General features: G+C 69.0%; 21 protein-coding genes and 1 pseudogene. 9 read left to right on the top strand and 13 right to left on the bottom strand.

Annotated elements, in window-relative coordinates; translation table 11 throughout:
* The first annotated feature begins 15 nt into the window (after positions 1–15).
* Positions 16–990, top strand: coding sequence for an acetylxylan esterase (locus tag QFZ53_RS03110; RefSeq protein ID WP_307293371.1), 975 nt, complete (start codon positions 16–18; stop codon positions 988–990).
* A gap of 156 nt (positions 991–1,146) precedes the next feature.
* Here QFZ53_RS03110 and QFZ53_RS03105 read toward each other — a convergent pair whose 3' ends face one another.
* From QFZ53_RS03105 to QFZ53_RS03090, 4 genes are all read right to left on the bottom strand, one after another.
* Positions 1,147–2,133, bottom strand: coding sequence for a hypothetical protein (locus QFZ53_RS03105; protein WP_307293368.1), 987 nt, complete (start codon positions 2,131–2,133; stop codon positions 1,147–1,149).
* Between the two features lie 63 nt (positions 2,134–2,196).
* Positions 2,197–3,165: an alpha/beta hydrolase gene (locus tag QFZ53_RS03100; protein ID WP_307293367.1), complete on the bottom strand. Its 969-nt coding sequence runs from the start codon at positions 3,163–3,165 to the stop codon at positions 2,197–2,199.
* 275 nt (positions 3,166–3,440) lie between these two features.
* Positions 3,441–4,232: an NAD(P)H-dependent oxidoreductase gene (locus QFZ53_RS03095; protein WP_307293366.1), complete on the bottom strand. Its 792-nt coding sequence runs from the start codon at positions 4,230–4,232 to the stop codon at positions 3,441–3,443.
* Positions 4,233–4,245: 13 nt separating this feature from the next.
* Positions 4,246–5,616 carry an MFS transporter gene (locus QFZ53_RS03090; RefSeq protein ID WP_307293365.1) on the bottom strand — a complete coding sequence of 457 codons (1,371 nt, stop codon included), beginning with the start codon at positions 5,614–5,616 and terminating at the stop codon, positions 4,246–4,248.
* 97 nt (positions 5,617–5,713) lie between these two features.
* On the opposite strand from QFZ53_RS03090, the pseudogene QFZ53_RS03085 reads away from it, so the two are divergent.
* The 7 genes and pseudogenes from QFZ53_RS03085 to QFZ53_RS03050 form a co-directional block, all read left to right on the top strand.
* Positions 5,714–5,902 (top strand): annotated as a pseudogene (locus tag QFZ53_RS03085) (winged helix-turn-helix transcriptional regulator); the annotation flags it as partial.
* Positions 5,903–6,002: 100 nt separating this feature from the next.
* The gene (locus QFZ53_RS03075) at positions 6,003–6,128 is read left to right on the top strand and encodes a hypothetical protein (protein WP_307299459.1); all 126 of its coding nucleotides are present in this window, start codon (positions 6,003–6,005) and stop codon (positions 6,126–6,128) included.
* Positions 6,129–6,211: 83 nt separating this feature from the next.
* The gene (gene argG / locus QFZ53_RS03070; RefSeq protein ID WP_307299344.1) at positions 6,212–7,657 is read left to right on the top strand and encodes an argininosuccinate synthase; all 1,446 of its coding nucleotides are present in this window, start codon (positions 6,212–6,214) and stop codon (positions 7,655–7,657) included.
* A gap of 233 nt (positions 7,658–7,890) precedes the next feature.
* Positions 7,891–8,511 carry a TetR/AcrR family transcriptional regulator gene (locus QFZ53_RS03065; protein WP_307293364.1) on the top strand — a complete coding sequence of 207 codons (621 nt, stop codon included), beginning with the start codon at positions 7,891–7,893 and terminating at the stop codon, positions 8,509–8,511.
* On the top strand, positions 8,508–9,365 hold the full coding sequence (locus tag QFZ53_RS03060) for a hypothetical protein (protein WP_307293363.1): 858 nt from the start codon (positions 8,508–8,510) through the stop codon (positions 9,363–9,365). Before QFZ53_RS03065 ends, QFZ53_RS03060 begins: the two co-directional genes overlap by 4 nt.
* Entirely contained in the window at positions 9,362–11,203 is a 1,842-nt protein-coding gene (locus QFZ53_RS03055) for a YhgE/Pip family protein (RefSeq protein WP_307293362.1), read from the top strand. The genes QFZ53_RS03060 and QFZ53_RS03055 overlap by 4 nt, the downstream gene beginning before the upstream one ends.
* A 132-nt stretch (positions 11,204–11,335) precedes the next feature.
* Positions 11,336–13,987 carry a penicillin acylase family protein gene (locus QFZ53_RS03050; RefSeq protein WP_307293361.1) on the top strand — a complete coding sequence of 884 codons (2,652 nt, stop codon included), beginning with the start codon at positions 11,336–11,338 and terminating at the stop codon, positions 13,985–13,987.
* A 73-nt stretch (positions 13,988–14,060) separates the two neighbouring features.
* Here QFZ53_RS03050 and QFZ53_RS03045 read toward each other — a convergent pair whose 3' ends face one another.
* Together QFZ53_RS03045 and QFZ53_RS03040 are read right to left on the bottom strand one after the other, a co-directional pair.
* Positions 14,061–15,221, bottom strand: a complete 1,161-nt coding sequence (locus tag QFZ53_RS03045) for an endo-1,4-beta-xylanase (RefSeq protein WP_307293360.1) — start codon at positions 15,219–15,221, stop codon at positions 14,061–14,063.
* Between the two features lie 122 nt (positions 15,222–15,343).
* The gene (locus QFZ53_RS03040; RefSeq protein ID WP_307293358.1) at positions 15,344–16,663 is read right to left on the bottom strand and encodes an MFS transporter; all 1,320 of its coding nucleotides are present in this window, start codon (positions 16,661–16,663) and stop codon (positions 15,344–15,346) included.
* Between the two features lie 107 nt (positions 16,664–16,770).
* Here QFZ53_RS03040 and QFZ53_RS03035 point away from each other — a divergent pair, with 107 nt between their 5' ends.
* Positions 16,771–17,532 (top strand): alpha/beta fold hydrolase, encoded by a 762-nt coding sequence (locus QFZ53_RS03035; RefSeq protein ID WP_307293356.1) that lies wholly within the window; start codon positions 16,771–16,773, stop codon positions 17,530–17,532.
* 16 nt (positions 17,533–17,548) lie between these two features.
* Here the strand turns inward: QFZ53_RS03035 and QFZ53_RS03030 are convergent, their stop codons facing one another.
* Genes QFZ53_RS03030 through QFZ53_RS03000 form a run of 7 tightly spaced genes read right to left on the bottom strand, consistent with a single transcriptional unit; the run spans position 17,549 to position 24,730 of the window.
* Positions 17,549–18,364 carry a DUF2510 domain-containing protein gene (locus QFZ53_RS03030; RefSeq protein WP_292906719.1) on the bottom strand — a complete coding sequence of 272 codons (816 nt, stop codon included), beginning with the start codon at positions 18,362–18,364 and terminating at the stop codon, positions 17,549–17,551.
* Between the two features lie 14 nt (positions 18,365–18,378).
* Positions 18,379–18,768: a monovalent cation/H(+) antiporter subunit G gene (mnhG, locus tag QFZ53_RS03025; RefSeq protein WP_307293354.1), complete on the bottom strand. Its 390-nt coding sequence runs from the start codon at positions 18,766–18,768 to the stop codon at positions 18,379–18,381.
* Positions 18,765–19,034: a monovalent cation/H+ antiporter complex subunit F gene (locus QFZ53_RS03020; RefSeq protein WP_292906715.1), complete on the bottom strand. Its 270-nt coding sequence runs from the start codon at positions 19,032–19,034 to the stop codon at positions 18,765–18,767. The genes mnhG and QFZ53_RS03020 overlap by 4 nt, the downstream gene beginning before the upstream one ends.
* Positions 19,031–19,600, bottom strand: a complete 570-nt coding sequence (locus tag QFZ53_RS03015; RefSeq protein ID WP_307293351.1) for a Na+/H+ antiporter subunit E — start codon at positions 19,598–19,600, stop codon at positions 19,031–19,033. The genes QFZ53_RS03020 and QFZ53_RS03015 overlap by 4 nt, the downstream gene beginning before the upstream one ends.
* Positions 19,597–21,150, bottom strand: coding sequence for a Na+/H+ antiporter subunit D (locus QFZ53_RS03010; protein WP_292906711.1), 1,554 nt, complete (start codon positions 21,148–21,150; stop codon positions 19,597–19,599). The genes QFZ53_RS03015 and QFZ53_RS03010 overlap by 4 nt, the downstream gene beginning before the upstream one ends.
* Complete coding sequence (locus QFZ53_RS03005; RefSeq protein ID WP_307293348.1) at positions 21,147–21,743, bottom strand: Na(+)/H(+) antiporter subunit C; 597 nt, start codon at positions 21,741–21,743, stop codon at positions 21,147–21,149. Before QFZ53_RS03005 ends, QFZ53_RS03010 begins: the two co-directional genes overlap by 4 nt.
* A complete protein-coding gene (locus QFZ53_RS03000) occupies positions 21,743–24,730 on the bottom strand; it encodes a Na+/H+ antiporter subunit A (RefSeq protein ID WP_307293346.1) in 2,988 nt (995 codons plus the stop codon). The genes QFZ53_RS03005 and QFZ53_RS03000 overlap by 1 nt, the downstream gene beginning before the upstream one ends.
* Positions 24,731–24,803 lie beyond the last annotated feature (73 nt).

Here is a 24,803-nt window from a genome sequence, read left to right as displayed (position 1 = left end):
TGGAGATCGACCGTCATGCCCCGTTTCGACCTGCCCCCTGCAGAGCTGCGCTCCTACCACCCCGAGGTCTCGGCGCCTGAGGACTTCGACGAGTTCTGGCGGAGCACGCTCGCGGAGTCACGGGCGGTCGCGCAGCCGCCGACGCTGACTCGCATCGACTCGCCGCTCTCACTGGTCGAGGTGTATGACGTCTCCTTCAGCGGCTTCGGCGGAGACGCGGTCCGTGGCTGGTTCGTGGTGCCCGCCGGCGCTACAGGGCCCCTGCCGACCGTCGTCGAGTTCAACGGATACGGCGGCGGTCGTGGCCTGCCGCACGAGCGTCTCGCGTGGGCGGCATCCGGATACGCCTGGGCGTTCATGGACACGCGCGGCCAGGGCAGCTCGTGGGGCACCGGAGGCGGCACACCCGACCCGCACGGCACCGGAGCCTCGACACCCGGTTTCATGACGCGCGGAATCGAAGACCCTGCGCAGTACTACTACCGGCGCGTGTTCACCGACGCCGCGCTCTTCATCGATGCTGTGCGTGGGCTCGACGGCGTCGACGCCGCACGGGTCGCGGTCACCGGCGGCAGCCAGGGCGGCGGTATAGCGATCGCCGCGGCCGGCCTCAGCGAGGGCCTGGTCGGCGTCATGCCCGACGTGCCGTTCCTGTGCCATTTCGAGCGCGCGGTCGGGCTGACCGACAAGGACCCGTATCAGGAGATCGTCCGCTACCTGTCGGTGCACCGCGACGCCGTCGACCAGACGTACCGCACGCTGTCGTACTTCGACGGCGTGAACTTCGCAGCCCGCGCCACCGCTCCCGCGCTCTACTCGGTCGCCCTGATGGACCCGATCTGCCCGCCGTCGACCGTGTACGCGGCGGCCAACCACCATCTCGGCGGCGCCGAGGTGATCGAGTACCCGTTCAACGAGCACGAGGGCGGGCAGGGCGTGCACTGGCAGCGCCAGGCGGCCTGGCTCGCGGGGCGGCTCGGCCAGGACTGAGCTTGCGAGCTCCACGCATCCCGAGCCTTCCCGAGCTCTCGCCGCCTCCCGAGAATAGGTCAACCGCACGAGGACGGATGCCGACAGGTATCCTCCCCTGGCGCGGTTGACCTATTCTCGTGACGGGGTGCGGGCGGCTCGCCCGCCTGCGCCCGCTCAGCGGGCGAGGGTGAGCAGCATGCGCGCGAGCGCGTAGCGGGTGCGGCCCCGCGAGGCGCGTGGGTCGTAGCCGAGCACCTCGATCAGAGCTGTGAGCTTCTCCTGCACGCTCGAGTGGTGGCGGCCGAGACGCACCGCCGCGGCGCGCACGCTGCGCTCTTCGGCCACGGCGTCGAGCAATTCGAGGGTGCGTGCGTCGAGGCTCCCGAGGACTTCGGCATCCGGATGCAGCGGCTTGCCCTCTGCGGCCTCGGCCACGATCAGGGCCGCGCCGATGTCGGCGGCGTCGACGACGGGATCCGCGGCACTCGTGAGGCGGACGGCGATGAGCGCCGACGACCACGATGCCGGGGCGAGTCCTTCGACGCCGACGCCGAGACGGAGGTCGACTCCGACCGGCCAGGGCGATCGAGGCTCGGTTCCGGACGGCACGATGGTCGCCCTCGTCAGCCCGTGGCGGGTGGCGACGACGGCTGACGGATGCTGGGTACCGGGCGCCGGATCAGGCGGAGAGGCCAGAACCACCAGAGGTCCGTCGCCGAATCGCAGCCGCGCCAGGGCGCTCGCGCGCTCCTGCGCACTCGCGTACGCACTGATCACCAGCTCGACCGCGCTCTCCGGCCCGACAGTCCGCCGCGCGCGGATGATGCCCAGAGCCAGCACGAGCCGTTCGAGGATCATGGCGTCGTTCGTGTGCGGATCGCCGTCGCGCTCGATCCAGACGACCGCATCCGATCCGCTCTCGCGCATCGACCAGCCGTCCGACACATCCGCGGGATCGATCCGCACCCCGTCCGCCCGCACACGCGTGGTCTGGCGGCCCTCGCGGTGCCCGACGGTCGCGCCGCTGAGCAGCGCCGCACCGCGAAGCATGCTCTCCGCGCCCACCGACCGGGCGACGAGCGCGTCGAAGTACGAGACGACCTTGAGCGTCTCGCTCGCATCCGGGTCGAGGGCGGTGAGCCGCCCCAGCAGATCTTGCATGTCGGGCTCCATCGCGCGGGATTCCACCCTACGGGGTCGATCCCGCGACCCCGTAGGGGCGGATCAGCCGAGCAGGCGGTTCACCCAGTTGTCGCGCGCCGCAAGCATGGCCTGTGAGACAGCGGCATGCGGCGCGAAACCGTCGAACGCGTGGAACCCGCCGGCCCACACGTGCAGCTCGGCCTGGACGCCGGCTTCCCAGAGCTTGCTGGCATAGGCGACGTCTTCATCGCGGAAGACCTCGGCGCTGCCACAGTCGATGAACGCAGGCGGGAGACCAGAGAGGTCGGTCGCCCTCGCCGGGGCGGCGTAGATCGACACATCCTCCTTGCCGCGGCGATCGCCGAGCAGCGCGGTCCATCCGGTCATGTTGGATCCTCGGTCCCACACTCCGACGCCGTCGATCTGACGAGTCGAGACGGTCTCGTCGCGGTCGTCGAGCATCGGGTAGATGAGAAGCTGACCGATCAGGCCGGGACCGCTGCGATCCCTGGCGAGGAGGGCTGTGCCCGCGGCGAGACCTCCGCCGGCGCTGCCACCGCCGATCAGGATCCGGGAAGGATCGATGCCGAGGTCGTCGGTGTGCTCGGCGGTCCACTTGAGCGCCGCATAGCAGTCCTCGACCGGGTAGGGGTCGGGGAACTCGGGGGCGAGTCGGTACTCCACCGTCACGATCACGCCGTTGAACCGCTCGGCCCAATCGAGGAATCCGGTCACGCCCAACCAGCGGTTGCCGAGGATCATGCCGCCGCCGTGAGTGTGAAAGAACCCAGGGCCGGTTCCGGTACGGCCGTCCTTCTCGATCACGGACACGACGATGTCGCCGGCGTCGTGACCGGGTATCGTCACGTCGCGCCAGACGAAGCCGCGTTCGGCGAGCAGCTGGAAGATCTCATCCTGACCGGCCATCGGCATCTGTCGCATGAGCGGGATCATCTCCGCCGTGAGCGTCGGCGGGATCTGATCTCCGACGAGCGCAAGCGCCGCCTCGAGTTCGGGATCGAATGGCGGTCGCGCCAGCGTGTCGGTCATCAGCAACTCCTTCGTCGACGCCGCCCGAGTGCGGCGTCCCGCCAGCATGCGTCACCTCGGGCACGAGGATAACCCGCCACTCACGCCCGATCCGCCCCCGCGAAGCCGCCGGGCGGCGGGTCGGGCCGTCATCCGGCCCGGGAAGTCAGGTCCGCAGCGGCTGCAACTTCCGGCGCTCTGGCCTGTCCTGGCCTTCGTGCTGCTCGTGGAAGCGGTCTAGGGCCCGACGGCGGGAACACGCGCGCCGTTCAGCGCGTGTTCCCGCCGTGTGCCGTTCAGTCGATCGTGACGCGGTGGATGCCGAGGTCGGTGCGACCGGGAAGCAGATCCGCTCGGAGCGCTCGGGTGCCGTGGTACTCGCCGTCGCGGAGTCGGCGAAACGGGCTGCTCGGCGATTCGTCGCGGATGCCGGAGAGCCTCTCGACCAGCCGCACGCTCTCGTGATCGACCCCCGCCGACTCCAATCCGTCGGCGTCGTGGACGACGTGCAGGTCGAGCGGCTCGATCCCGGTGTACCACAGGGTGCCATGGGTGAGCGGGAACAGCAGCGAGTCCAGGTCTCCGCTCACGCCCCGCTCCCCGATGGAACGCTCGTCTTCACCTGCCGTCACGATCACGAGGGCACGGCGCCCGGCGAGCAGGCCGTCGCCGTAGCGCAGCGGCAGACCGGTGCTCGGGTCGACCGGGCCGTAGGCGAACCCGTTGGTCAGCACGCGATCGAACCACCCTTTGAGGATCGCCGGGGGTCCGTACCACCACAGCGGGAACTGCAGCACGACGAGATCGGCGGCCTGGAGCTTGCGCTGCTCCTCGCTCACATCCGACGGCACCCGCCCCTCGGCATGCGCCTCGCCCATGAGGTCGACGACGTTGCCGTCTCTCCCCTGCGGGTAGCCGAGATCCGGAGCCGCGAGCACGGGGTCGAACCGCTGGCGGTAGAGGTCGGTCGTCTCCACATCGTGATCGCGCGACAGCGCGTCCACCCCGTCGCGGAACAGCCGGGCGTTGAACGAGTTCTCCTGGGGGTGTGCGTAGATCCAGTGGACGGTCGGGCGTGATGCGGACACGGATGGCCTTTCTTCAGCGGGGTTCGAGGACGGAGGGCTTCGCGGCGCGTCTCCCGAGCGGCAGGAGCGCTGCGGCGACGACCATCCCGGTCGCGACGAGGAGCGCCACGATGAAGCCGCGAGAGCCGACGATCGAGGCGATCGTGCCGAGCACGGCGATGCCGAGACCTCCGCCGAGGGCGAAGCCGACCTCCTGGATCGCCCCGACCTGGCCGGCGTCGTCTTCGGTCGTCACGTCGAAGAGGGTCGTCGCGGCGAGCGTGGCGGCGATCCCGAAACCCACCCCGACCAAAACGAGGGGGAGCGCGACGAGATCGACCCCCGTCGCGAGCCAGGCGAGCCCCGCCCCCTGCACCACGAGCGCCAGCACCGTCAGCGCGGGTGACGTCAGCCATCGGAGGAACAGTGGTGCGAGCACTCCGCCGAGCGCGATCGCCACCGCCTGCGGGAGGATCGCGATGCCGGCTTCGGCCGCGCTGAAGCCCCTGGCGTCCTGCAGGTGCAGGCTCACCAGGAGCACGGATGCCGTCGACACACCGCTGCTCGCCACGATGCGCACGATGGCGGGGCTGAACCCGGGTGTCCGGAAGAGTCGCATATCGATGAGGGGTTCGCGCAGGACGCGCTGCCTGCGGATGAAGAACACGAGCGTCACAACCGCGACGACTCCGGCGATGCCCGCGGCGAGCGGAGCTGCGAGCACCTCGTGCAGGGCGAAGACGAGAGCCCCGAGGGCCACGATCGACGACCCGATGCTGAGGATGTCCCACGACGGTGGGCGCGAGCTGCGGGAATCGGGCACGAGCCTGATCGCGAGCACGCCGGCGACGACCGCGAGCGGCACGCTGCCCAGCAGCAGCCAGCGCCACCCCGGGCCCTCGGTGACGAGTCCGCCGAGCACCGGCCCCAGAGCGCTGCCTGCCCCGAAGGTCGCGGTCCACAGCCCGTAAGCCAGTACGCGCTGGCGTGCGTGATAGTGCGCCCCGATCGTGGCCACGACGCCGGCCACGACGAAGGCCTCGGCGACGCCCAGGAGAGCACGCACCACGACCAGCAGCATCCCGTCCTGAGCGAACCCGCCCGCCGCGTTGAGCACCGCGAAGCCGGCGAGCCCCAGGAGCACGATCCGCTTGCGCCCGAACGCGTCGCCGATCCGGGCGGCGATGATCAGCGTCGCCGCCAGAGAGAGCGAATAGACGTCGACGAGCCACAGGGCGCCGCTGTCGCTGAGGACGAGGTCGCCTCGGATCGACGGCAGCGCGGTCGACATGCTGCTGATCGCGAGCGCGCCGATCAGGATGCCGAGAAGCAGCGGGATCATGGCGAGCCACGGATGGAGGGCGGAGCGGGGTCGAGCGGCTGTTGCGGGCGTCGAGAAGGTCACCGTCTCAGTCTCGAGGGAAGGTACACTTCTGACAAGTACGGTCATTGAAGGTATATAGTGACCTTTTGGATACTGTGGCGCAGCGGGAGGCAGACCGATGAGGGAGAAGACGGAGCGCATCGTCCGGGAGTGGGGAGACGCGTGCGATGCCGAGATCTCGATCGCCGTGCTCGGCGGGGCCTGGAAGCCCAGCATCCTCAGTCTTCTCCACCAACACGAGGTGCTGAGGTTCGGCGAGCTCAGCAGGCTGCTCGACGAACCGACCGCTCGCGTGCTGACCCGACAGCTGCGCGAGCTGGAGGACGACGGTCTTCTCATCCGCACCGTCTATCGGCAGGGTCCCGCCCAAGGTCGAGTACCGGCTGAGCGACCTCGGCCGGGGCTCGATGCCGCTCGTCGAGGCGCTGACGAGCTGGGGCGGTCGCTACGCCGCGCACCAGCGACGCGAATTGGCACGGACGGCGGACGAGCCCGAACTGCTCGACGAGCTCGAGGCCACCGGCGCGCCCTGACTCCCGAGCATCCTTCTGTGGGTCGTACCCGATGCTCGCTGCAGGTCCGAAACAGCCGACACGCCGCCGATAGACTGGGAACCATGTCCAAGGTTCTCCAGTCACTGCCCGTCGGCGAGCGCGTCGGCATCGCCTTCTCCGGAGGACTCGACACCTCCGTCGCCGTCGCGTGGATGCGCGACAAGGGCGCAGTGCCCTGCACCTACACCGGAGACCTCGGCCAGCCCGACGAAGACGACATCGAGTCGATCCCCGGTCGCGCGCTCGAGTACGGCGCCGAGGTCGCGCGGCTCGTCGACGCGAAGACCGCACTCGTCGAAGAGGGCTTCGTCGCTCTCGCCTGCGGAGCATTCCACATCCGCTCCGGCGGCAAGACCTACTTCAACACGACTCCCCTCGGCCGCGCGGTCACCGGCACCATGCTGGTGCGCGCCATGAAGGACGACGGCGTCGACATCTGGGGCGACGGCTCCACCTACAAGGGCAACGACATCGAGCGGTTCTACCGCTACGGCCTGCTCGCCAACCCTCGTCTGCGCATCTACAAGCCGTGGCTCGACGCCGACTTCGTCACCGAGCTCGGCGGCCGCCAGGAGATGAGCGAATGGCTCGTCTCGCACGGCTTCCCCTACCGCGACTCCGCCGAGAAGGCGTACTCCACCGACGCGAACATCTGGGGCGCCACCCACGAGGCGAAGACGCTCGAGCACCTGAACGTCTCGCTCGAGACCGTCGACCCGATCATGGGCGTGAAGTTCTGGGACCCGTCGGTCGCGATCGAGACCGAGGACGTCACCGTGACCTTCGAGGCCGGTCGCCCCGTGGCGATCAACGGCGTCGAGTACAGCAATCCGGTCGAGCTCGTACACGAGGCCAACCGCATCGGCGGCCGCCACGGCCTCGGCATGAGCGACCAGATCGAGAACCGCATCATCGAGGCGAAGTCGCGGGGCATCTACGAGGCTCCGGCGATGGCGCTGCTGTTCATCACCTACGAGCGCCTGGTCAACGGCATCCTGAACGAGGACACCCTCGCGACCTACCACGAGCAGGGTCGTCGTCTCGGCCGCCTCATGTACGAGGGCCGCTGGCTCGAGCCGCAGTCGCTCATGCTGCGCGAGTCCATCCAGCGCTGGGTCGGCTCGACGATCTCGGGCTCGGTCACCGTGCGCCTGCGTCGCGGAGACGACTGGACGATCATCGACACAGTCTCGCCCAACCTCTCCTACGCGCCCGAGAAGCTCTCGATGGAGCGCGTCGGCGACGCGGCCTTCGGGCCGGTCGACCGCATCGGACAGCTCACGATGCGCAACCTCGACATCGCCGACTCGCGTGCGCGTCTCGAGCAGTACGCGAGCCTCGGCCTCGTGGGCGGTGCGACGGGCGAGCTCGTCGGCCGTGTCACCGCAGGCGAGTCGGCCGAGATCACCGAGTCGGTGCACGGCTCGATCTCCGAGGCCGACGAGACGCTGGCGGATGCCGTCGACACCGCGTCCGAGGGCGCGGCGTTCGACTCCGGCACCGACTGACGCCTGCTTCTCTGAGGGGGCGGATGCTGCGCAGTCAGCATCCGCCCCCTCTGGGTTCCTGCCCCACCCCTCTTCCACTTCGGGGGGCGACACGCCACATCGGGGGATCGTTTCGCGATTCCGTCCCCCGATGTGGCGTGTCGCCCCCCGAAGTGTGATGGGTCGCGGACCGGATGCTGTGAACTTTCCGAGTTATCTTGCACACGCATGTGCACTATACGTAAAATGGTGCCATGACCACTCGTGCACCCCGCCGCGATGCCGTCGAGAACCGCGCCGGCATCCTGTCCGCCGCCCGCTCCGCCCTCGCGAACGACCCCCATGCCTCCGTCGACGTCATCGCCCGCAACGCCGGCCTGTCCCGCCGCACCCTGTACGGGCACTTCGACGACCGAGACGCCCTCATCCGCGAGCTCATCTCGAGCGGAGCCCAGCGATTCAACACGATCGCCGAGTCTGTGACCGACGACGACAGCCGCCTCGCGCTCGCCCGCCTGGCCGCGCTGCTCTGGCGTGAAGCCGCGCACGTGCAGGTCGCCGCAGCCCTGGCTCTCGACGAGGCGCATGTCGAGCACACAGCCGAAGCGCTCGCGCCGCTGCGGCGCACCGTCGCGAACCTCGCCCGTCGCGGTCAGGACGACGGGAGCTTCCGCACCGATCTCGCCGCCCCCACACTCGCACGACTCATCGAGGAGATGGCGCGCACGGTCATCTCACGCACCGACGCGGCGAGTTCCGAAGCCGCGAACGTCGCCGTCCGCGCCGTGCTGAGCATCGCCGGACTATCGTGGCGCGAAGCGGACGAACTGCTCGCCGCGCATCCTCAGATCGTCGCTGCGGAGGACGCCGAATGAGAGTCGCACTGCATGACGTGAGCAAGGGCCGCGCGCTGCCCACCACGAGCCTCGAGTTCCACACCGGCGCCGTGCGCTACGCGATCGCAGAGACCGAACAGCGGCCGACCGTGCTCGGTCTGATCGCGAGCGGGCGCATGAAGCCGGCGACCGGGCGGGTCACGATCGACGGAGCCACGGACAATCGCCTGCTGCGACGCACGATCGCGCTCGTCGACGCCCCCGATGTCAGCGACCCGCACGCCGACATCACTCTCGCAGGCGTCGTCGGCGAGGAGCTCATGTTCGCAGGGCGCGGCGCCACGCCTCTGCATGCCCGGCGTTGGCTCAACGATCTGGGCTTCGGTGAACTCGCTTCGGTGCCGATCGGGAACATCGACCCGGCTGCGCGCGTGCGCATCATGTGCGAGCTCGCGATCCTGCGTGAAGGGACCGAGGGCATCGTGCTCGTCTCCCCCGACCGGCACGGCGGCAGTCCCGACGGCTGGTGGCGGATCGCGCGCGAGTTCGCCGAGCGCGGCTACGCCATGCTCGTGATCGTGGGAGGCTCGGCGGCCGTCGCTCTGGATCGGATGCAGGAGCTGGGCGCCGTGAACGCCTCCGGTCCGATCGAGCCCCTGGTGCTCGACGCACCGGACGCGGAACCCGACGATGACCTGCCTCTTCCCGCAGACGGGTCGGACACCCGGCCCGACGCCGACACGGATGACCCGGATCCTGGGGATCTCGAGTCGGATGCCGCAGCATCCGCTCCGATGCACGACCCCTCGCCCGATACAGCCGCGGACGACGACGAAGACGAGTCGCCGAACACCACCCCCGAAGACCTGAACGAGAACGGAGCCGAACGATGAAGGTTCCCTCGATGATCGCCGCCGAACTGCGGCGACTCACCGCCAGCAGGATGGGCATCCTCGCCCTCGTCGCTCTCGTGTGCGTGCCGATCCTCTACGGAGGTCTGTACCTCTGGGCAAATCAGGACCCCTACGCGAAGTTCCCCGACGTCCCCGTCGCCCTCGTCGTGAACGATGAGGGCGCCGCCTCGACGAGCGACCCTTCGACAGGCTCAGAGACCCAGGATTCGAGGGTCAACTACGGCGAAGACGTGGCCGACAACCTCATCGAGGGCAACGCCTTCGACTGGCAGCGGATGACCGCCGCCGAGGGTGCACAGGCGCTCCACGACGGATCCGTCGACTTCATGGTGACGATTCCGGCGGACTTCTCCGAAGCGCTGACCTCGGTCGCGTCCGACGATCCGCACCAGGCGCGCATCGAACTCGACACGAACGACGCGAACAACTACCTCGCCTCATCCATGGGTACTCAGGCCGTCGAGAAGATCCGCAGCTCGGTCGCCGAGATGGTCGGCAGCGAGGCCGCAGAGCGCCTGCTCACCGGGCTCAGCGACGTGCGCGACAACCTGATCACCGCGACAGATGGCGCCTCGCAGCTCGCCGACGGTGCGACGACAGCGGCGACCGGCAGCAGCACCCTCGCCGACGGCACCGCCCAGCTCGCCGACGGCACCGCCCAGCTCGCCGCAGGCGCCACCACGCTCGCCGCGGGTGCGCAGCAGGTGAGCGACGGCAACCGCAAGCTGGCCGACATCGCCGACCGCGCAGGCTCCGCCGTGCAGCAGGCCGCCGACGCTCTGCCCCAGGTGCGCACAGACATCACCACTCTGCTCGCCGATCAGGGGCTCACGCAGGAGGAGATCGACGGCGTCCTCGCCACGCTCGATCCGCTCGGCACGAAGCTGCAGGAGGGCAACACCAAGGTGCAGACCGCGGTCGGCCAGGTCGATCAGCTCGCCGACGGCGCCGCATCCGTCGCATCCGGGGCGTCGACCCTCGCAACCGGCGCCGGCACCGTCGCGACGGGCGCTGCGGCTGCTAACGACGGCGCCGCACAGCTGCGCGACGGGCTCGTCACTCTCCGCGACGGCATCGGCACGCTGCGTGACGGCCTCTCCGACGGAGTGGCCAAGATCCCGGCCTCCACCGCGGAGCTGCGCACCCTGCAGGCCGACACGATCGCCGACCCGGTGAAGGTGTCGAGCGACAAGCTCGCCTCCGCCGAGGACTACGGGGCAGGCCTCGCACCGTTCTTCGCCGCGCTGTCGGCCTGGATCGGCATCTACGCCCTTTTCCTGATCGTCAAGCCGATCTCTCGGCGCGCGGTGACCGCACTGCATTCGCCGCTGCGCATCACCCTCGCCGGCTGGCTGACTCCGGCGATGCTGGGGGCTGTGCAGATGATCGGCCTGATGGGGATCCTCGCCATCACCCTCGGCTTCACCTTCAACCATCCGCTCGGCACCCTGGGCGTGCTGATCTTCGCCTCGGCGACGTTCGCGGCGATCATCCTCACGCTGAACGTGTGGCTGGGATCGGTGGGCCAGTTCCTCGGCCTGGTCCTCATGGTTCTGCAGCTCGTCACCGCCGGAGGCACCTTCCCCTGGCAGACGCTTCCCGCCCCGCTCGCGGCGCTGCATCACGTGCTGCCGCTCGGATACGTCGTCGACGCGATGCGTCAGCTGATGTACGGCGGCGATCTCGCCAGGGCGGGCTGGGACCTCGCCGTGCTCGGCATGTGGCTCGTGGGCGCCCTGCTGCTGGCGGCGATCGGCGTGACGCGCATGACGCACAAGCGCACACTGCGCGATCTGCAGCCGAGCCTGATCGGTTGATCGGTTGATCGGATGCCGGGGCCGCACTTCCGTCAGGAGGTGCGGCCCCGGCTATGATGCGAGGACGCGTTCTGATACGCGGACCGGGGCTCTGTGGGACTGAGTCCCACTTACCCGAAAGAGTTCTCGACGATGACAACCGATTCAGAGACCCCTGCCGCGCCTTCACGACGGCCGCTCGCCACCCGCATCGGCCGGATCGCCTTCCTCGTGGTCGCCGCGATCGTGGTCGTCGCTGTCGCCGCCGCCGTCTTCGTCACCTGGACGATCCAGCGCTCCTTCCCGCAGACCGGGGGGACCCTGGCGCTCGACGGACTGAAGGCCGAGGTCACGGTGCAGCGCGACGACAGCGGCATCCCCACGATCACGGCGGATTCCACCCACGACCTGTTCTACGCCGAGGGCTTCGTGCACGCGCAGGACCGCTTCTTCGAGATGGATTTCCGCCGCCACGTCACCGCAGGCCGCGTCTCGGAGATGTTCGGCGAATCGCAGATCGGCACCGACTCGTTCCTGCGCACGCTCGGCTGGCGCGATGTCGCCGAAGCAGAAGTCGCGGCCATGGACGAGACCACGCTCGGCTACTACGAGGCATACGCCGACGGCGTGAACGCCTATCTCTCGACACGCTCCGGCGCCGAGCTCTCGCTCGAATATGCCGTGATCGGCATGCAGAATCCCGACTACGCACCCGAGCCGTGGACTCCCGCCGACTCGGTCGCCTGGCTGAAGGCCATGGCGTGGGACCTGCGCACGAACATCGAAGACGAGACAGAGCGCGCTCTGCTCGCCGCCGATCTCGCCGCATCGGGATCCGATACGGCCGAGACGCAGGCGACGATCGAGCAGCTGTACCCGCCCTACCCGTTCGAGCAGAACCCGGTGATCGTCCCGAAGATCTCGAGCGTCCCCGCGACGGAGACGGATGCCGACGCCGCGGCCTTCACGACGGACGCCGACACCGGCATCCAGAAGGCGAGCACGACGATCGAGTGGCAGACGGCATCAGACGTCATCGAGGCGGCGAGCCTGCTCGTCGGCGATGTCGGCGAGGGCATCGGATCGAACTCGTGGGTGGTGTCGGGCGCCCTCACCGAAAGCGGTCTGCCCCTGCTGTCGAACGATCCGCACCTCGGCGCCGCGCTGCCCTCGGTCTGGTACCAGATGCAGCTCAAGTGCTCGAAGGTCACCGACAGCTGCCCCTTCGACGTCGGCGGCTTCTCGTTCTCCGGTCTCCCCGGAATCGTGATCGGCCACAACCAGCAGGTCGCCTGGGGCTTCACGAACCTCACCACCGACGTCACCGACCTCTACGTCGAGATGATCGAGGGCGACCAGTACTGGCGAGACGGCGCCCTGGTGCCGATCGACGAGCGCACCGAGACCATCGAGGTCGCGGGCGGGGACGACGTCACCCTGAAGGTCCGCTCCACCGTGCACGGCCCGATCATCTCGGGGCTCGTCGACGACTTCACCGCGTTGGCCGAGGACCCGGAACCCGCACTCCCGACCCTCCCGACCCAACCGGCGGTGTCCGCTCCCGATCACGAGTACGCGGTCAGTCTGCGCTGGACCGCCCTCGACCCCGGCACCGCATCGACCGCGATCTTCGCGCTGGCGACCGCGAAGGACTTCGACGACTTCCGTCGCGCCGCCTCCCTCTTCGACGTTCCCGCGCAGAACCTCATCTACGCCGACACCGCGGGCAACATCGGGTATCAGGCTCCGGGACGGCTGCCTGTGCGCGGCGCCGGAGACGGATGGATGCCGCAACCGGGATGGGACAGCGCCTACGACTGGACGGGCTTCATCCCCTTCGAGGATCTGCCGGTCTCGTACAACCCCGCCTCCGGATACATCGTCACCGCGAACAACGCGATCGTGACCGATGACTACGACTACTTCCTGTCGAAGGACTGGGACTACGGCTACCGGGCGGCCCGCATCGCGCATCTGATCGAGCGCCGCTCCGCCACGGCTCCCCTGACGGCTCAGGACATGAGGGACATCCAGATGGATTCCGAGATGTGGATCGGCAAGCAGCTCGCGGCCGCTCTCGTCGACGTCGAGGTGTCGGGCGCCGGTCCGCGCGAGGCGGTCGAGCTGCTGCGCGGCTGGGATGCGCAGAACGAGGCCTCCTCGGCTGCCGCCGCGTACGCGAACGTGCTGTGGTCGAACCTCGTGCAGAACCTCTTCGCCGAACGCGAGCAGCCGCTGCCGATCGACGGGCAGGGCCGGTTGTTCACGGTGGTGGGCGCTCTTCTCGACGACCCGTCCGATCCGCTGTGGACCAACACGGCGATCGACGTCGCCGGAATGGACGAGATGCTCGCGCTGTCGGCCGAAGAGGCGTACGACGAGCTGTCGGGTCTGCAGGGAACCGCCGTCGACGCCTGGAACTGGGGCGAACTGCACGCGCTCACCCTGACCAGCTCGACTCTCGGGGAGTCGGGCATCGCGCCGATCGAATGGCTGTTCAACCGCGGGCCGTATCCGGTCAGCGGAGGCGCCTCGGTCGTCGACGCGACCGGATGGAAGCTCGGCGCCTCGTATGCCACGACCACGGTGCCGTCGATGCGCATGGTCGTCGATCTGTCCGACTTCGACGCCTCGACCTGGATCCACCTCACCGGGGCGTCGGGTCACGCCTTCCACGAGCACTACACGGATCAGACCGAGCGCTGGGCGGCCGGGGTGCAGCAGCCGTGGGCGTTCTCGGCGAAGGCAGTGGATGCCGCGACCACGCAGACCCTGGTGCTGACGCCCGCCGGCGGGGAAGGCTGACGGGTCCCGCGTCGCGGCGCGTTCCGTGACCGAGCCGGTGGCGGACGACCCTAGCGGGCCGCCCGCCACCGGATCAGCGCCGCGGCGAGGTGCCGGGCGTCGCGCAGCGCAGCGAGCTGAGCATCACGTCGAACGCGGGCTTCCGCGAGTAGTCGTCCTCGAAGATCGTGGCCCAGCCCTCACCGGGGAAGACGTCGGGAACCCACGAGTTCGCGTCGGGGAATCCCCATACGGTGAACGACGAGCACGCCTTCACGTTCAGGCATGCCTGAAGCAGCCCGTCGTACCGCTCGGCCTGCGTCGCCACCTGCTCGGGCGTCGGGCCGGTCTCGCCGTCCTGCAACGGGATGCGGACGTCGGCCTCGGTCACCGCCACGTGCAGGCCCAGTGCGGCGAACCGCTCGAAGTTCGCCTGCAGGGTCGTGTCGAAACCGTAGAGAAGGCTGAGATGCGCCTGAGCACCGAATCCGCCCAGCGGCGTCCCGTCGGCCAGCATCCTCTGAGCGAGCGCGTAGTACGCGTCGGTCTTCTCGTTGATGCCCTCCGCGTTGTAGTCGTTGAGGAACAGCACGGCATCAGGATCGGCTTCATGCGCCCAGCGGAACGCGTCTTCGAGGAGAGCCACCGGGTCGTCGGCGCAGGCTTTGAGGAACGGGTTGGCCTCGGTGCGCAGCTTCACGCCGCCGTTCTCCCAGGTGTCCTGGAAGATCTCGTTCGCGACGTCCCACTCGTAGATCTCACCCTTGAAATGGCCGACCACGGTGCGGATGTGGTCTTCGAGCACGTCGCGCGCTTCGTCGCAGGTCCAGGTCTTGCTCGCCTCGGTGACCCAGGCCGGGTTCTGGCTGTGCCACAGCAGCGTGTGCCCGCGGACCTGCTGATGATTCGCCTTCGCGTAGGCGACGAGCGCGTCAGCGGACGTGAAGTCGTACACGTCCGGGGCGGGATGCACGGCATCCCACTTCATGTCGTTCTCGGGTGTCAGAGACGAGAACTGCGCGCCGAGCACCTGCTGGTACTGCGTCGGGTCGGCCGCGTCGTAGTCCATGAGCTGCTTCTGGCCCCACACCGCGCTGCCGATCGCGAGGTCTTTGGGCGCCTGGTTGCGCAGAGCGTTCTTGTCGGCGTTGCTGTGCCCGGGCGGCGCGGCATAGGCGGTGCTCACGCCGCACAAAGGCAGCAGCAGCACAGCTGCCGCAGTGACCGAGAAGAGTGATCGCAGAGATCGTCGCATGTGGTTCTCCTGACGTCATCGTCATGGCGGGCATGCCCCCGCACATATGTTGCTTACGCCAACAAAAGGTAGCAGCAGTTCCGCACGATGGCGACCCTCGGATCGCGATCCGGGAGCGGGCGTCAGGCTGACACTGCCGCGGCACGCCGGGCGATGAGCCAGGTGCCCGACGCCGCGGCGAGGAAGATCGCGGCCAGCACGACCCACCCGAAGAAGCCGTAGGTGATCGCGGTGGCGTTCACGACGAGGGGCGCGGCGAGGGCCCCGAGCGAGAACCCCATGCCGAAGACGCCCTGGTAGGCCCCGGCGCGCTTCGCGTCGGCGAGCTCGAAACTGAGACCCCAGCCGCCGGCCTGGGACAGGATCTCGGCGAACGTGTATGCGATGGTCGCGACGAGCAGCAGCACGATCGCCGCCCACACGGGCAATCCTGCGGCGAGCGCGTAGACGAGGCACGCGATCACGATCAGTCCGCCTGCGATCAGCGTGACACGACCCGCGGTGCGCACATCGTGCGTGCCGCGGGAGGCGCGCACCTGGAACATCACGACGAGGACCGTGTTCACGATCAGCAGCACGGCGACCATCACCTCGGGGGCGGTCGTCTCCCGGGTGATCCACAGCGGCACGCCGAGTTCGAAGACCCCGAACTGCATGGCGAAGATCCCGGTGAGTGCGGTCAGCGCCAGGTACTGCGGGTCACGCCATGGCGAACGCTGCGCCCAGTCCTTGCGCTCGGCGAGCGCGGCAGCCGCGGCGGCCGTGTCGATCGAGCCGGTCTCGGTCACCTGCGGCCCGAGCCGCGTGCGTGCGGGCGCGTCGACGTCCGTGGTCAGCCGCAGCAGCGGCAGGGAGCCGACCGCGCAGAGAAGGCCCGCCACGGCGATCACCGCACGGTACGCCTCCGGGGTGCCGAGAGCGAGGGCGATCGCGCCGATCGCCGATCCCAGTGCGATCGAGAGGTTGGTGACCGTGCGCAGCACGGCGCGGGCGTGCACCCGCCGCTCAGGCGCGAAGCCGCGTGCGATGATCGCGGAGCGTGCCGAGTGACCCATCGAGTCGAAGAAGCCGGAGAGGGATGCGAGCAGCAGCGCTGAGGTGAAGTCGCCGGCGAACGCGTACGCCGCGAGCAGCAGTCCGCCGAGCGCCTCGAAACCGAAGGTGAGCCGGCGGGCGCTCCATCGATCGGCGAGCCAGCCGCCGAGGAAGGACGCCACGACGCCGCATCCGCTCGACACCGCGAGCACGATGGCCGCCTCGCCCGCACTCAACCCGACGATCTGCGTGAAGAACAGCACGGTGACCGCGAGGAACACCCCGCGCCCGATGCGTGAGACCGCGACGGCCGCGACCAGGGCGTTCAGCACCGGGTCGGTCAGGCTTGCGGAGATCCGCGCCCGCAGCCCCCGCTTCTCGGCTGTTTCGGATGCAGGGGAGGACACTGATCCATCCTCGCACGCGGCTCGCTCCCTGCCGCTCCACCGGTGGCGGATCCTGGACCCTCGCGCTCCGTCACGGCGGGAGTGCGCGGGTCGGATAGCGTGGGAGGATGCCGAACCGTCTGCTCGCCCCGCAGGGTGCTCCGGCATCCGTCGTCGAATTCGAGCATGCCGGCGCGACGCTCGTGGCCGAGACGTTCGGAACCGGCGGACCGGTGTTCCTGCTGCTGCATGGCATCGGCATGGGCCGCAGCGTGTACCTCGACCTGGTCCGCCAGCTCGACGGACGCGTGATCGCGGTCGACCTGCCCGGATTCGGCGAGGCGCCCGAGCCCGAGCGCACTCTGACCATGCAGCGGCACGCCGACTTCCTGGCGGCGTATCTGCGCCATGCCGACGAGTCGCCGGTCATCGTGATCGGGCACTCCATGGGCAGTCAGATCGCCGCGGAACTCGCGGTGCGGCATCCGGCGCTCGTCGCAGGCGTCGTCCTGGCGGGTCCGACCGTCGACAGCGCCGCGCGCAGCATCCGCGCTCAGGCCAACTATCTCCTGCGCGACCTGCTCGGCGAGAGCCCCCTGGTGCTGTGGCGCGGAGCGCGCGAGTATCTGCGCGGCGGGCCGAACCTGATCCGCAAGATGCGTGCCACGATCGTGCACGAACCCGAGAAGGTCTATCCCCGCATCGCGGTTCCGGTGCTGGTGCTGCGCGGCGAGCGCGACCCCATGGCTCCGCAGACCTGGTGCCGCGAGATCGTCGATTCGGTTCCGCAAGCCGAGCTCGAGGTCATCCCCGATCGCGGCCACAGCACGCTCATCAGCGACGCCGAGGTGGCCGCGGACCTGATCCATCGGTTCGCCGAGCGGATCTGATCCGGTCGGCGTTCGCTCACCGCAGCGGTGGAGGGGATGTCGGCAGGAGCATCGCGTTCCGGCGCGAGCGCGTCAGGAGCAGGATGAACAGCGCCAGTCCGGCGAAGACCACTGCGAAGACGAAGCCGATCGCGATCATGAACGCGCCCGCGGGACTCGCGCTGAGCGCGGCGCCCGTCACGCCCAGGGCGAGTCCGAGTACGGCGAGACCTGCCATGAACCAGCCGACGATCATCGACGTGATGTAACCACGGGGACCGGCGTAGCCTGGGCGCGCGCCGAACTTCATGCCGATGTACCAGCTCCAGCGAGCGCCCGTCCACCACCGGGTGACCTGCCCCGTCATCGGATACCAGCCGGCACCCGGGCCCTCCACTTCGCCGGGGAGCGGCCGGGCGACCGGGTCGATGATCGGCATGCTCTGCGGCGCAGGCAGGGCGCGCACCCCCTGCGAATGTCGCGCCCCGACGATCCAGACGACAGCCACCAGCACGAACAGCACCGGAGTGACGAAGTTGCCGGGACTCCGTGTGGCCAGCGCCAGTGACAGCTGAGCCAGGCCGAGCACCAGGAACATGATGCCGAGGATCAACCCGGTCGACGGCGGCTCGATGGCGAAGGCGTCAGGCTTCGGCTTGCCGTCGCGGATGCGGTAGGGCGTCCACACCGTGCCGTCCCACCAGCGGACGTCCACGGTTCCCGGCACGAGGTACCACCCCATCGATGGCGACGCGACCGGCGCGTCCCGCTCGTGCGCGGTCCATTGCGCTCCGTCCCACCAGCGCTGCCGCCCCGGCACGCCTGCGTCGTACCACCCCTGCGGTGTCGTCATCTCGGCCCCTTCCCTCACCCCGCCGCGGGCGGAGTCTGCTTCGAATCGGCGAGCTCGTCGACCACGAGGTTGCGCTGCTCGATCGAGCCGTTGCGGTACGCCTGCCGTCCGACCATGTGCGCCGACAACGGGGCGGTGGCGAACTGCATCAGCACGATCGGCGCGACGAGCACGAGGCCCAGCAGGATGCCGCCGATCGAGCGCTGAGACAGCGCGATCGCCAGGCAGATGAGCAGGAGTCCCAGCACCTGGGGCTTGGTGGCCGCATGCAGACGGGAGGGCACATCACGGAAGCGCAGAAGACCGATGGCAGCGAACAGGCACAGCAGGGCGCCGACGAGGATCAGCACGAGCACCGCCGCGTCGATCACGGCGTCGGGGATCATGAGACCGAAGACGTTCATGGTGTCGTGTTGTCCCTCCGGGCGACGAAGCGCGCCACCGCGATCGAGCCGAACACCCCGATCGCGGCGATGATCAGCAGCACCGGGATGCTGCGGGTGTGCCCGTTGATCGCCATCTCGGCCCCGAGCACGCACATCACCTCCGTCAGCAGCACGTCGCTCGCGACGGCGCGGTCGAGGATCGACGGGCCGCGGACGATGCGGATGACGGTCAGCAGCGCCGCGACGCCGAAGACCACCATGATCACGCCCAGCAGGATGCTCATCGGTCCGCCTTCCGCTCGTCGGCCCTCAGCGCACGATACTGCGCCGGAGCCCCCAGTGCGCGGACGATGCGCTTCTCCCAGCGGAGCACTCCCTCGCGCTGTTTCTCGACGTCCGCCATGCTGCGCACCCCGATCACGTGCAGGTACAGGATGCGGCGGTCGCGGTCCGCCTCCACGACGAGCGATCCGGGGATCAGCGACGAAGCGACCGACACGTGCGTCATCATCAGGTCGTCGGAGTATCTCAGCGGCACGGCGATGATCGCGGTTCCCGGATGGCGACGGAGATCGAGCACCTGCATCGCGACGACGAGGGCGCCTCGCACGACGGCGAAGAGGAACTGCACTCCGAGGATCACCGCGAACCAGAGGTTCACCCGGCCCGAGAGCTCGACCGTGGGGAGGCGGAACACGCGCGTCACGAAGACCGCGACGATGAGGCCGGTCACGAACGAGAGCAGTGTGAACTGCGCCCACAGCAGCATCCACAGCACGACGAGCCAGGCGAGGAACGGCAGCTGCACGCCGAGGTCCCGCCAGAAGTGCCGGGTCGTGTCTGGACTCATCCCTTCACCTCGTCTTCGAGCTGGGTGAGCGTGACCGGCTGCAGCAGCGCCTCGCCGATGCGGTCGCAGAGCGCGTACAGGGGTCCCGCGAAGACGGTGAGGGCGATCGTGACCACGACCATTCCGGAGGTCGCGATGGTCATGATGGCCGGAATGCGGCGGCGCTCCTGCTGCTCGTCGGCGGCGGGCGCGTTGCCGAGATGCGAGAGCCGCCCCTCGGTCTCGGCCGAGTCCTCCTCCTCGCGCCAGAACGCGAGGTTCCACGCGCGCATCAGGGCGTAGAGCGTGAGCAGAGAGGTGACGATGCCGCCGACGATCAGCACGATCATGAGGGGGGTGCCGACGGATGCTGCGGCCTCGAACAGAGCGAACTTGCCGATGAACCCGGAGAAGGGCGGCAGGCCGCCGAGGTTGATCGCGGGGATGAAGTACAGCACGGCGATCACGGGCGCGACTTTGAGCAGGCCCTTCACCCTCAGGATCGACGTGCTGCCGGCCCGGCGTTCGACGAGTCCCACGGCGAGGAACAGCGTGGTCTGCACGATGATGTGGTGGACGATGTAGTACACCGTCGCGCCGATCGCCGCGGGCGTCGCAATCGCGAGGCCGAAGATCATGTAGCCGACGTGGCTCACCAGGGTGAACGACAGGATCCTCTTCAGCTCGGCCTGCGCGACCGCGCCGAGCACTCCCACGATCATGGTCGCGAGAGCGATGATCAGCAGCAGCGTGTTGATGTCGTTCTCCGAGAACAGCTGCGTCTCGGTGCGGATCAGCGCGTAGACGCCGACCTTCGTCAGCAGTCCCGCGAAGACCGCCGTGACCGGCGCGGGCGCCGTCGGGTACGAATCCGGCAGCCAGAACGACACCGGGAAGATCGCGGCCTTGATGCCGAAGGCGAGGACCAGCATGAGATGCAGGACCAGTTGGGTCTCCTGCGGCAGCTCCGTCATCCGCTCGGCGATCTGCGCCATGTTCACGGTGCCGAGCGCGCCGTAGACCATCGCGATCGCGGCGAGGAACAGGATCGACGAGACCAGCGAGACGACGATGTAGACGGCGCCGGTGCGGATGCGGGACTCGGTGCTGCCGAGGGTGATCAGCACGTACGACGCGACGAGCAGGATCTCGAATCCGACGTACAGGTTGAACAGGTCGCCCGCGATGAACGCGTTGAAGATGCCGGCCGCGAGGATCAGGTACGACGGATTGAAGATCGAGATCGGGGTCTCCTCCGCCCCGTCTGCGATGCCCTGGCCGACCGAGAAGAGGAGCACCGCGAGCAGCACGATGCTCGACACCAGGACGAGCAGGGCCGCGAGCCGATCGACGTAGAGCACGATGCCGAACGGCACCGGCCAGCCGCCGACCGAGACCGCGAGCGGGGCACCGGCATCGACCACGACCAGCAGCACGGCCGCGATGATCGAGACGACCACCAGCGTCACCACGGTGACGATCGACTGCACTCGCGCGTTGCGCCCGAAGATCAGCGTGATCGCGGCCCCGAGGAGCGGCAGGGCGACCAGAAGGGGGATGAGCGAGTTCATCGGCCGTCCTCCTCTCCGGCTTCTGGAGCCTGACCTCTGGGTTCCTGAGCCTGTCCCCCGGGTTCCTGAGCCTGTCGAAGGACGGGCGCGACCGGCCGGTCGACTGGCGCCCCGTCGACGATCGCAGGATGATCGCGCATGTGCAGCACCGTGATCGGGGCTGTCTGCAGGCCGACGAAGTCGGTCGTGGCGTCGTCGTCGGCGTAGTCGCCCTCGTCGTCGCCCATGAGATCTTCCTCGGCATCCGTGCGGCCGCGGATCGCGATGTCGTCTTCGTCGTCCTCGACGGTGTCGGCCTGGCCCAGCTGCCAGGAACGGTAGATGAGGGCGAGCAGGAAGGCCGAGACGGCGAACGTGATGACGATCGCCGTGAGGGTGAGCGCCTGCGGCAAGGGGTCGCTCATCTCGCCCTCGGTGCCGAAGAACGGCGCGTTCCCCGGCACGCCCATGACGATCAGCAGCAGCAGGTTCGTGGCGTTGCCGAGCAGCAGGAATCCGATGAGCACCCTGGTGAGGCTGCGCTCGAGCATCGCGTACACGCCGCACGCGAACAGCACGGCCATGATGACGATGAGGGTCAGCGACACATCCATCAGATGTTCACCCCTCTCGCCCGCGATTGGGTCCCTGAGCCTGTCGAAGGTTCCTGAGCCTGTCTAAGGGCTGCGGCCTGCCGATCGACCTCGGCGCCGAGACTGCGCAGAACGTCGAGCACCAGCCCGATCACGACGAGATACACCCCGATGTCGAAGATCGTCGATGTGACGAACTCCATGTGACCGAGCCCCGGGATCTCCCACTCCCAGAATCGGCTGGTGAGCGGGGCCAGGCCGAAGAACAGCGGCACGACCGCCGAGCCGACCGCCAGCACGAGCCCCGTGCCGAGCAGTCGCCCGGCATCGGTGGGCGCCGCGGCGCCCAGCTCCCAGCGTCCGCCCGCGATGTACCGCATCACGAGGGCCATACCCGCCACGAGGCCGCCCGCGAAGCCGCCGCCGGGCAGGTTGTGCCCCGAGAACAGCAGGAAGATCGACACGACGATGATGGTGTGGAACAGCACACGGACGATCACTTCGAGCAGGATCGACCGGTTCTCGGGTTTCATGTTCGTGCCGCCGACGAGCCAGGCGCGAGGGCTGCTGCGGTTCTCGGACGTCTGGAAGCGGATGCCGTCGGTGGTCTCGACGAGCGGCCTGCTGCGCGTCGCGCGGCGAGTGGTCCGGGGAAGAGTCCTGGTCTCGGCGAGCAGGTCGGCGCGATGGGTCACGAAGACGAGGGAGGCGACTCCCGTCGCCGCGAGGACGAGCACGGAGAGCTCGCCCATGGTGTCCCAGCCGCGCAGGTCGACCAGGGCGACGTTGACGACGTTCTTGCCGTGCCCGATCTCGTACGCGAGCTTCGGGAACGCCGCCGAGATCGGATCGGCGACGCGCGACTGCGTCGCGACGATCGCGACGAGAGCCATGGTGACGCCGACCCCGATGCCGAGCAGGGCACGGGGGATGCGGCCGACCGAGGCGTTGTGCTCGCCCATCCGCGCCGGCAGCCGCCGGAGTACGAGCGCGAAGGTGACCATCGTCACCGTCTCGACGAGGATCTGCGTGAGCGCGAGATCGGGCGCCCCGCTCGTCGCGAAGAGGGCGACCATGCCGAGGCCCGTGACCGACACGAGCACGACGCCGGTGTATCGCTTCTGCGCGCGCACGGCGAAGATGCCGGCGACCGCCATCAGGGGTGCGGCCGCGATCTGCGCCGGAGTGTGCCAGGCCGAGAGCTGGAAGCGGTCGATGTCGCTCGCGAGCAGCGCGGTGGTCTCGGCCGCCACGAACACGACGAAGATCGTGCCGACGTAGACCGGCAGCGAACCCCGCTGCGTCAGCGTCGTGCTCAGTACCGACAGCCGGTCGATCGCGCGGACCACCCAGTAGTACGCGTCGGCGGCGGTGAACGGCAGCACTCGCGGCCTGCGGTCCCACCCCGTGCGACGGGTCAGCAGGAAGACCCCGATGCCGAGCAGGATCGAGCCGATCGAGATGCCGAGTGCGGGCTCGAAGCCGTGCCACAGGGCGAGGTGTCCCGGCCCTTCGGCGGCGTCGCCCGCGTGATCGAGACCCGGCGTCGCGGTGATCGCATAGCCGTGCAGAGCGACGTCGAGCGCCGGGGCGGCGAGCCCGGCCGCGATCGTGAGCGCCGCGAGCACGATGGGGGCGGCCACGAAACCGACCGGCGGGCCGGGCCACGCCGTGTCGGGCAACCGATCTCCGCGCTCGTCGCGCTTGGAGAAGAACGCACCCCACAGGAATCGCGCGCCATATGCCGCAGTGAGCATGGACCCGAGGACGATGCCCACGAGGGCGACCAGACCCCAGACCGAGCCGCCCAGCGCGTCGTCGAGAAGGGCGGTGAGCGCCGACTCCTTGGCGACGAATCCGATGGTCGGTGCGATGCCCGCCATCGAGGCGACCGAGACGAAAGCCGTCACGGCCAAGACCGGCGCCTGACGGCCGACCCCCGACAGCTCGGTGATGTCTCGAGTGGAGAGCTGACGGTCGATCACGCCGACGATGAGGAACAGCGCCGACTTGAACAGCGCGTGACCGATCACGAGGGCGAGCCCGGCCAGAGCCGACGCCTGCGTGCCGTAGCCGATCACGACCGCGAAGAAGCCGAGCTGGCTCACCGTCCCGAAGGCGAGGATGCGCTTGAGATCGGTCTCGCGGAGGGCCTGCACGCCGCCCAGCAGCATGGTGAAGACGCCCAGTGCGATCAGGATCGGCCGCCACGGGCCGCTGAATGCGAAGATCGGCGCGAAGCGCGCGATGAGGTAGATGCCTGCCTTGACCATGGCGGCGGCGTGGAGGTACGCGCTGACCGGAGTCGGCGCCGCCATGGCGCCAGGCAGCCAGAAGTGGAAGGGGAACAGCGCCGACTTGCTGATCGCGCCGATCAGCAGCATCACGATCGCCGCGTCCACGATCGGCCCGGTGGGGGCGAGTGCGAGGATCTCGCGGATGCTCGAAGTGCCGGCGTCGACGACGAGCAGCACGACGCCCACGAACATGATCAGGCCGCCGAGTGTCGTGACGAGCAGCGCCTGCAGTGCGGCACGGCGGCTGGCGGCGCGGCGGCGGTAGTAGCCGATGAGGAGGTACGAGAGGATGCTCGTCACCTCCCAGAACATGACGAGCATGACCAGGTCGTCGGTGAGCACGAGCCCGTACATCGCTCCGGCGAAGCCGAGCAGCACGGCCGCGAACTGCCCGAGACCGGCCGAGTCGTCATGGAAGTACCAGCGGCAGTAGAAGAGCACGAGCGCGCCGACACCGGTGACGATGAGAGTCAGCACCCAGCCGAGCACGTCCATGCGCATCGACATGTCCAGCCCCAGCTGCGGAATCCAGGCGACCGACTCGAAGGGCGTGGATCCGGCGTCGAGAACCTGCGGCGTCAGCATCAGCGCGTGGATGAATGCCGCGGCTGGAATAAGAGCGGCGATGAAGAACGCCCGAGCGCCCATCCAGCGCACCAGAACGGGCATGAGAACCGAGGAGAGGAGGAAGGCGCTGAGGAGAGTCAGCATGATCGTGGCTCCCTCGGGGCTCGTCGGCCTTGCGGCGCTGGCGGGCGGGTGTCCATCCAGTTTACCCGGGCGC

The organism is Microbacterium natoriense, assembly GCF_030816295.1.
In the GTDB taxonomy this organism is placed as follows: Bacteria; Actinomycetota; Actinomycetes; order Actinomycetales; family Microbacteriaceae; genus Microbacterium; species Microbacterium natoriense_A.
Note: the sequence above shows the minus strand (reverse complement) of the source record. Positions and strands in the feature narration are given on the sequence as shown.

Bases quoted from the DNA above. Each gene is read 5' to 3' on its own strand.
- QFZ53_RS03110 (WP_307293371.1), top strand. From the start codon at position 16: ATGCCCCGTTTCGACCTGCCCCCTGCAGAGCTGCGCTCCTACCACCCC.
- QFZ53_RS03105 (WP_307293368.1), bottom strand. From the start codon at position 2,133: ATGCAAGATCTGCTGGGGCGGCTCACCGCCCTCGACCCGGATGCGAGC.
- QFZ53_RS03100 (WP_307293367.1), bottom strand. From the start codon at position 3,165: ATGACCGACACGCTGGCGCGACCGCCATTCGATCCCGAACTCGAGGCG.
- QFZ53_RS03075 (WP_307299459.1), top strand. From the start codon at position 6,003: ATGCCGCTCGTCGAGGCGCTGACGAGCTGGGGCGGTCGCTACGCCGCG.
- argG (WP_307299344.1), top strand. From the start codon at position 6,212: ATGTCCAAGGTTCTCCAGTCACTGCCCGTCGGCGAGCGCGTCGGCATC.
- QFZ53_RS03065 (WP_307293364.1), top strand. From the start codon at position 7,891: ATGACCACTCGTGCACCCCGCCGCGATGCCGTCGAGAACCGCGCCGGC.
- QFZ53_RS03060 (WP_307293363.1), top strand. From the start codon at position 8,508: ATGAGAGTCGCACTGCATGACGTGAGCAAGGGCCGCGCGCTGCCCACC.
- QFZ53_RS03055 (WP_307293362.1), top strand. From the start codon at position 9,362: ATGAAGGTTCCCTCGATGATCGCCGCCGAACTGCGGCGACTCACCGCC.
- QFZ53_RS03050 (WP_307293361.1), top strand. From the start codon at position 11,336: ATGACAACCGATTCAGAGACCCCTGCCGCGCCTTCACGACGGCCGCTC.
- QFZ53_RS03045 (WP_307293360.1), bottom strand. From the start codon at position 15,221: ATGCGACGATCTCTGCGATCACTCTTCTCGGTCACTGCGGCAGCTGTG.
- QFZ53_RS03035 (WP_307293356.1), top strand. From the start codon at position 16,771: ATGCCGAACCGTCTGCTCGCCCCGCAGGGTGCTCCGGCATCCGTCGTC.
- QFZ53_RS03030 (WP_292906719.1), bottom strand. From the start codon at position 18,364: ATGACGACACCGCAGGGGTGGTACGACGCAGGCGTGCCGGGGCGGCAG.
- mnhG (WP_307293354.1), bottom strand. From the start codon at position 18,768: ATGAACGTCTTCGGTCTCATGATCCCCGACGCCGTGATCGACGCGGCG.
- QFZ53_RS03020 (WP_292906715.1), bottom strand. From the start codon at position 19,034: ATGAGCATCCTGCTGGGCGTGATCATGGTGGTCTTCGGCGTCGCGGCG.
- QFZ53_RS03015 (WP_307293351.1), bottom strand. From the start codon at position 19,600: ATGAGTCCAGACACGACCCGGCACTTCTGGCGGGACCTCGGCGTGCAG.
- QFZ53_RS03010 (WP_292906711.1), bottom strand. From the start codon at position 21,150: ATGAACTCGCTCATCCCCCTTCTGGTCGCCCTGCCGCTCCTCGGGGCC.
- QFZ53_RS03005 (WP_307293348.1), bottom strand. From the start codon at position 21,743: ATGGATGTGTCGCTGACCCTCATCGTCATCATGGCCGTGCTGTTCGCG.
- QFZ53_RS03000 (WP_307293346.1), bottom strand. From the start codon at position 24,730: ATGCTGACTCTCCTCAGCGCCTTCCTCCTCTCCTCGGTTCTCATGCCC.